Annotated in this window: 1 pseudogene; it reads right to left on the bottom strand. The window is 73.9% G+C overall.

The window, feature by feature from the left end:
- Positions 1-6,570: pseudogene (locus CCN29_RS07275) on the bottom strand (type I polyketide synthase); the annotation flags it as partial.
- Positions 6,571-6,584 lie beyond the last annotated feature (14 nt).

The raw sequence follows: 6,584 nt of genomic DNA on the forward strand, positions 1-6,584 counted from the left end.
CCGTTCCGTCTCGGGCCGGTCGGCCAGCCGCCGCACCAGACGCTCGCGAGCGCTCTCGGCAGCGTCGGCCGCCGTACCCGTGGCCGTGCTTCCCGGCGCGTTCTCCGTCGTGCGGCCACCTCCGGTGGCGCCGTCGGCGTCGAGGGCGCGGAGGGTGGAGAGCAGGGGGCTGGGCCGGCGGCTGGTGAACATGGGGACGAACCGCTCCCACTCCACGTCCGCGACCACCACCGCACCGTCCCCGGCCTCCAGCGCGCGCCCCAGTCCCAGCAGAGCGTGAGCCGGCTCCATCACCCGCAGGCCGCGACGCTCCAACTCCACCGCTCCCGCGTCCGTCACCATGCCTCCGCCCGACCACGGGCCCCACGCCACCGACACTCCCGCCTCGCCGCGACCGCGACGTGCTTCCACGACGGCGTCGGCACAGGCGTTCGCCGCCGAGTAGACGGCCTGCCGTCCACTCCCCCACACACCGGCGATCGACGTGAAGACGACGAACGCCTCAAGAGCCCAGCCGCGCGTCAACTCGTCCAGGTGCACCGCGCCCAGGGCCTTCGCCGACCAGACGTCGGCCAGGTGAGCATCGTCCACCTCGTCGATGGGCGTGGCGTCGGGCACGCCGGCGGCGTGGAAGACGGCGTCGACACGGTGCCGGTCCAGCAGTGCGGCGACCGCGTCGCGGTTGGCCATGTCGCACCGTTCGACGTGTACGCGTTCCGCTCCCGCGGCCCGTATCTCCTCCACGAGCGGGCTCACGCCCGGGCTGTCCGGACCACGGCGGCCGGTGAGCACGATCTCGTGCGCACCCTGCTCGGCGAGCCAGCGCGCCACGTGCCCGCCGAGGGCGCCGGTGCCGCCGGTGACGAGCACCCGGCCCGGAGACTTCCAGCCGGTCGCGGTGGCCGGGAGGGCCGGATGCTCGCGGAGACGACGCACGAAGAGGGTGCCGTCGCGCAGGGCGAGCTGGTCCTCGTCCGGGGAGGTGAGGGCTGCCGTGAGCAGAGCGGCCGTGTCCGCGTCGGGCGTGGGCGGCAGGTCGATCAACCCGCCCCAGCGGTCGGGGTGTTCCAGGGCTGCCACCCGTCCCAGGCCCCAGACGGCGGCCAGTTCGGGGTCCGGAGCGCCGTCCGTGGGACGGTCGACGGTCACGGCGCCCGTGGTGACACACCAGACAGGACCGGCGATTCCGGCGTCGCCGAGGGCCTGGACGGCGGTCAGGGCCCAGCCGAACGAGCCGGGCAGCACGACCACACCGGCGAGAGCGTCACCGCCGACGGCCGCGACGAGGTCGCGCGCCAGGGACGTACGGTCGGTGTTCGTGGGGATGGAGAGCGGCAGGCAGTCGGGCAGCGCCCGGACGACGGTGTCGAGCCCTGCCGGTCCGCCGGCCGGGTGGAGTACCAGCCACCGTCCTGTTCCGCCGGCCGTCGGAGGCGGAGTGATCGCCTCCCAGACGACGCGGTACCGCCAGCCGTCCACCTGGGCGCGCGCGGCTCGCTCGCGCCGCCGGGCGGCGAGACCGGACACGATCTCCTCCACGACCTCCTCGCCGACGCCGAGGGAGTCCGCCAGGGCCCGGGACTCCTCGGGATCGACCGTGTCCCAAGGGCCGGTACCGGTGACGGTCTCGATGCTCCCGGTGTCCTCCACCGTCCGCGCCCGCTTCGTCTGCGGCCAGAACCGCTCATGCCGGAAGGCGTACGTAGGAAGCTCCACGCCCGCCGTGGGCCGAGGGCCGATCACCGACGCCCAGTCGACGGTCACCCCCGCCGCGTGGGCGGCGGCCACGCATTCCAGCACGGTGTCCACCTCGTCACGGTGCTTGCGCAGGGTGGAGACGAACAGCGAACGGTCCGCATCAAGCAGGCAGTTCTGGGCGAGGGCGGTGAGGGTGGTGTCGGGGCCGAGTTCGACGAACCGGGTGACGCCTTCCGCCGCGAGGGCGGTCACACCGTCGGCGAAGCGGACGGCCTCGCGGACGTGGCGGACCCAGTAGTCGGGGGTGGTCAACTCGCCCTCAGCGACGAGGCGACCGGTGACGTTGGAGACGACCGGGATGGCCGGAACGGCGTAGGTCAGGCCTTCCGCGACCTGACGGAACTCCGCCAGCATCGGCTCCATCAACGGCGAGTGGAACGCGTGGGAGACGCGAAGGCGGGAGGTGCGGCGGCCCTGGGCGGCCAGTAGCTCGGCGATCGCACTGACGGCCGACTCGGTACCGGCCAGGACCACAGCCCGCGGGCCGTTGATCGCGGCTATCGATACGTCCGCCTCACGCCCGTCGAGCAGCGGCAGGACCTCGTCCTCGGCCGCCTCGACGGCGATCATCGCCCCGCCGTCCGGCAGGGCCTGCATCAACCGCCCGCGTGCGGTGACAAGCGCGCACGCGTCCTCCAGCGACAGCACACCGGCCACATGCGCGGCTGCGATCTCGCCGATCGAGTGCCCGCCCACGAAGTCCGGGCGCACGCCCCAGGATTCCAGCAGCCGGAACAACGCCACCTCGACCGCGAACAGCGCCGGCTGCGTCCACTCCGTACGGCCCAGCCGCTCCGCGTCGTCACCGAAGACGACGTCCTTCAGCTCCGGGCCGACGTGTGCGCACACCGCGTCGAAGGCGTCCGCGAACACCGGGAACGCGTCGTACAGCTCACGCCCCATGCCGGCACGCTGCGCGCCCTGGCCGGAGAAGAGGAAGGCCGTGCGGCCCTCGGTGACGGCACCGACGGTGACCTGAGCGACGGACTCGCCGTCTGCCAGGGCCGTCAGGCCGGACAGCAGTTCTTCGCGGGTACGACCGCGTACGACGGCGCGGTTCTCGAAGGGGGTACGGGTGGTGACCAGGGCCGACGCGATCTTCAGCAGGTCCACGTCGGGGGCCGACCGTACGGTGTCGAGCAGCCGGGCGGCCTGAGCGCGCAGCGCGTCGGCGCCACGTCCGGACAGCGCCCAGGGGATCACGGGCAGCGTCGCGGGCTCGGCGGGAGCGGCCGTCTCCGGGGGTGCCTGCTCGAGGATGACGTGGGCGTTGGTGCCGCTGAGGCCGAAGGAGGACACACCCGCACGGCGAGGACGGTCCACCGACGGCCACTCCTGCCGCTCGGTCACCAGACGCACCGCGCCCGTCGACCAGTCCACCTGCGACGACGGCTCGTCCACATGAAGCGTCGCCGGCACGACACCGTGCCGCAACGCCTCCACCATCTTGATCACACCGGCCACACCCGCAGCCGCCTGCGTGTGACCGAAGTTCGACTTCACCGACCCCAGCCACAACGGCCGGTCCTCCGGCCGCTCCTGGCCGTAGGTGGCCAGCAGCGCCTGCGCCTCGATCGGGTCACCCAATCGCGTACCCGTCCCGTGCGCCTCCACAGCATCCACATCGGCCGCGGCGAGTCCGGCGTCCGCGAGCGCGGCACGGATCACGCGCTGCTGCGAGGGACCGTTCGGCGCCGTCAGCCCGTTGGACGCACCGTCCTGGTTGACCGCGCTGCCCTTCACCACCGCCAGCACCCGGTGACCACGCGCCCGGGCATCCGACAGCCGCTCCACCAGCAGCACGCCGACGCCTTCGCCCCAGCCGGTGCCGTCCGCGCCGTCCGCGAACGCCTTGCACCGGCCGTCCCCCGCCAGACCACCCTGACGACTGAACTCCACGAACGCACCCGGCGTCGACATCACCGTCACGCCACCCGCAAGCGCCAGATCACACTCGCCGGACCTCAGCGACTGCACGGCCAGATGCAGGGCCACCAGGGACGACGAGCAGGCGGTGTCCACCGTGACCGCCGGACCCTCCAGGCCCAGCACATACGCCAGACGCCCCGACAGCACACTCGCCGCGCTGCCCGTGCCCACGTACCCGCCGAAGTCACCCTCCGACATGCCCAAGAGAGCCGGATAATCCTGCCCGTTGGTACCCGCGAACACCCCGACCCGGCCGCCGCGCAACGACCGCGGATCGATCCCCGCCCGCTCCACCGCCTCCCACGACGACTCCAGCAACAACCGCTGCTGCGGATCCATCGCCAACGCCTCACGCGGCGACACACCGAAGAACTCCGCATCGAAGCCGTCGACGCCGTCGAGGAAGCCGCCGCGCGCGGTGTGGCTGGCGTAGGGGTTGTCCGGGTCCGGCGCGAAGAGCCGGTCGAGGTCCCAGCCGCGGTCGTCCGGGAAGTCGGTGATGCCGTCGCGCCCCTCCTCCAGCAGGGCCCACAGACTCTCCGGGGAGTCCACGCCACCGGGGAAACGGCACGCCATCCCGACGATCGCCACCGGCTCGTCGACAGCGGCGACCGTGGGGGCGACGGTCGTGACGACGGTACCGGTGTGGAGGTCGCCGAAGAGCTCGTCGTAAAGGTGAGCGGCGAGAGCCTGCGGTGTCGGGTGGTCGAAGACCACCGTGGCCGAGAGGGTGACACCGCACACGGCGGCGAGGGTGTTGCGCAGTTCGACCGCGATGAGCGAGTCGACGCCGAGGTCGCGGAACGCCAGTTCCGCACCCACCTGTCCGGGGCCGGCGTGACCGAGGGCGGCGGCGGCACGGGTGCGCACCTCGGCCAGCAGTTCGCGCCGGCGGTCCTCGGGGGTGAGGCCGGCGAGGCGGTCCCGCAGTGCGGTCGAGGCGGGGGCGGTGCGGGTCTCGGCGGGGCGGTCGTAGACCTCGGCGAGCAGCGGGCTCGGGCGGACGGCGGTGAACGCGGCGCCGAAGCGGCTCCAGTCGACGTCGGCGACCAAGGAGGCGGCGGAGCCTCCGGCGGCCTGGGCCGCGAGGGCCTCCAATGCCTGGTCGGGGTCGAGCAGGCCGACACCGCCGCGCACCTGGCGGCCTTCGGCTCCGGCGTCGGCGGCCATGCCGCCCCCGGCCCAGGGACCCCACGCGACGGACTTCGCGGGCAAGCCCTCGGCCCGCCGCCGCTCGGCCAGCGCGTCCAGCACGGCGTTGGCGGCGGCGTAGTTGCCCTGGCCGGCGGAGCCGACCGTTCCGGCGAAGGAGGAGAACAGGACGAAGGCGGAGAGGTCGCGGTCCCGGGTCAGTTCGTCGAGGTGCCGCGCACCGGTGACCTTGGCCGCGAAGACGGAGCGGAACGCTTCCGGGGCGAGGCCGTCGAGCACCCCGTCCTCGATGACGCCGGCCGTGTGGACCACCGCGTCCACCGGATGGGCGTCGAGCAGCTCGCGGACCGCATCGCGGTCGGTCAAGTCCAGTGCGGCGAAGGTGACGTCGGCTCCGAGTCGGCGCAGGTCCTCGCCGAGGGCCTCCGCGCCCGGGGCCTGCGCGCCGCGCCGGCTGACCAGGAGGAGACGCTCGGCGCCCCGCTGCGCGGCCCAGCGGGCCACCCTGGCCCCCAGCGCTCCCGTGCCGCCGGTCACCAGGACGGTGCCGGCCGGCTGCCAGGCCGCTTCCGCGGGCGGGGCCGCGGGGATCAGCCGGCGGGCGAAGGCGCCGTCGGCGCGGACGGCGACCTGGTCCTCGCGCGGGTACGAGGGTTCCGTGCTCCCCGTGCTCCCCGTGCCGCGCGTGCCGTCCGTGCTGTCGGCGAGCAGGGCGACCAGCCGCTCGGCGGAGCGCCGGTCGAGCTCGGACGGAAGGTCGACGAGACCGCCCCAGCGGTCGGGGTGTTCCAGGGCGGCCACGCGACCCAGGCCCCAGACGGCGGCCTGCGCGGGGTCGGACGCCGGGTCGTTCGCGCCGGCGGCGACGGCGCCGCGCGTGAGCGTCCACAGCGGGGCCTCGACACGGGCGTCACCGAGGGCCTGGAGAAGAACCACGGTGGCGGACGCGCCTGCGGTCATGTCGTCCGCCGGACCGCCGACGGCCGGCACGGAGAGGACCCCGGTCACCGGGGCGTCCTCGGCGGCGGCGGTGATACGACGGGAGAGTTCGGTCCGCCGGTCGAGGTGGTGCTGCTCGACGGTGACCACGTCGGCCCCCGCCGCGCGCAGCGCGACGGTCAGCACGTCGTGCCAGGCGTCGTCGCCGTCCAGCGGGGTGGAGCGGACGAGCAGCCAACGGCCCGACAGCCGCGCGGTGTCGGGAAGCCCCTGGGCCGGAGTCCAGATGATCTCGTGATGCGGCCCGGACAGTCGGGACGGGACGGCGGCGGCGCCGTCCTCGGTGTACGAACGCTCCAGCCAGTAGCGGTCGCGCCGGAAGGCGTAGGTCGGCAGGTCGACGACATCGGCGCCGGGGAGCAGCGCGGGCCATGACACCGCCGCACCGTGCAGATGCAGACGGGCGAAGGCACCGACCAGGTGCCGGGCTTCGGATCCCTGCTTGCGCTGGACGGGCAGGAACAGCAGCCCATGGTCGTCCGGCACGCAGGTGCGGGCAAGGGCGGTGAGGGTGGTGTCCGGGCCGACCTCGACGAACCGGGTGACGCCTTCCGCCGCGAGGGCCCTCACACCGTCGGCGAAGCGGACGGCCTCGCGGACGTGGCGGACCCAGTAGTCGGGGGTGGTCAACTCGCCTTCGGCGGCGAGGCGACCGGTGACGTTGGAGACGACCGGGATGGCCGGAGCGGCGTAGGTCAGGCCTTCCGCGACCTGACGGAACTCCGCCAGCATCGGCTCCATCAACG

Origin of the sequence: Streptomyces pseudogriseolus, from assembly GCA_002154585.1 — a bacterium.
GTDB lineage: Bacteria > Actinomycetota > Actinomycetes > Streptomycetales > Streptomycetaceae > Streptomyces > Streptomyces pseudogriseolus.